Source organism: Rothia sp. (in: high G+C Gram-positive bacteria), from assembly GCF_030540545.1.
Classification (GTDB): Bacteria; Actinomycetota; Actinomycetes; order Actinomycetales; family Micrococcaceae; genus Rothia.
On record NZ_JAUNVZ010000072.1, the window covers coordinates 1 to 1215 of the forward strand.

Sequence of the window (1215 nt, forward strand, 5' to 3'; positions counted from 1 at the left end):
TCATTCGGCGCAGCTTGCCTTGCTTATTGTACAGCGCCATAGCCTGCGGCGTGGTGGGTATCGGCTTGGGCTGCTGTGCAGAGTCGGTGTCGTGGTTGTGTGGGGTCGGCATGGTGGAGGAGTGAGAGTGATTATCTGCCGCGATAGGACGGCTCATCGAAGACGATGAAGTCCATCATCTCGTTGAAGCGGTCGGCTATGCGGTCGCCGTAGTATTCGCGGAGCGAGCCTGCGCCGCGCTTGGCGAGATTGGTCGTGACGAGCGTGAAGAGCTGGTCGTTATAGCGCTGACAGAGCAGGTCGACAGCGGGGGTGACGATATTGCCGTAGTCCTTAATCTCGTTAGGTTCTTGCCCTAGGTCGTCAAGGGCAAGCATGGGGGTAAAGCAGACCTTACGGAAGGCGTGGTAGTCGTCTCGGTTGAGTCGTGCCAGCTCGGTAGCTGCCATGGTACGGACGCCCATCGGGTCGCCGTAGTCATCGCGCAGCATGTCGAAGGCATTAATTAACGAGGCGATAGCTCGCATGAGGGTAGTCTTGCCGTTGCCCGGTCGCCCCATAAGCATGAGACCGAACTTACCCTTTCCGCCGAGCCAGTGTGCAGCGGTGGCAATGTGCTGCGTCAGCGCGTCAGACGCCACGAAGGCTTGGTGGCGATACTCTACTTCGGCCTCTACGGCAGCCGTGAGGTAAGTCACGGTCTGCTCGTAGGAGAGCGGGAGCCTAAAACGCGCCTTGGTAGTCTTGCGACTGAGCAGTAAATGCTTGAACGCCACCGGGTCGGGCATGTTGTTGTGAGTAAACTGCATTGTTGGGGGAATTGTTATTGGGGATTGGATTGTTCTTCACCCAGTAGCGCAGGTAGTTCATTGCGTGGGTGCGATAGTCGTCGTAGTTGAGGTGCTTCTTATTTGAGGCTGCATTCTCTAGGTGCAGGTCGTGGATAGCAGTGCGCACAGTCTCCTTGGGAATCTTGTGCCGCATAGCAGCGTTCTCAATGAAGGTTTCTTCACCGCAGAGCTGCGTGTACCATTCCTGTTCGCGAGCTGCGGTAGGCTGCGCCCCTGCCGGCAGGGAAGAGGGTGCGGTGGCGGGGGATGAACCACGGAATAGAGGACCGGGTTCAACCTCAGTTTCTTTCGGAGCGGCGGGCACTTTGTCTTCCGTTCCTGCCTTGGGTTTCGCAGCTTCGGCAGGCTCGGCAGCAGCGGGTGT

General features: G+C 58.1%; 2 protein-coding genes. Both read right to left on the minus strand.

Annotation, left to right across the window (positions count from 1 at the left end; all coding sequences use genetic code 11):
- Positions 1-131: 131 nt before the first annotated feature.
- On the minus strand, positions 132-809 hold the full coding sequence (locus Q4P78_RS08995; RefSeq protein ID WP_303340031.1) for a hypothetical protein: 678 nt from the start codon (positions 807-809) through the stop codon (positions 132-134).
- Positions 724-1215: hypothetical protein (locus tag Q4P78_RS09000; protein ID WP_303340033.1), on the minus strand; the 492-nt coding region annotated here is incomplete at its 5' end. The genes Q4P78_RS09000 and Q4P78_RS08995, both read right to left, overlap by 86 nt.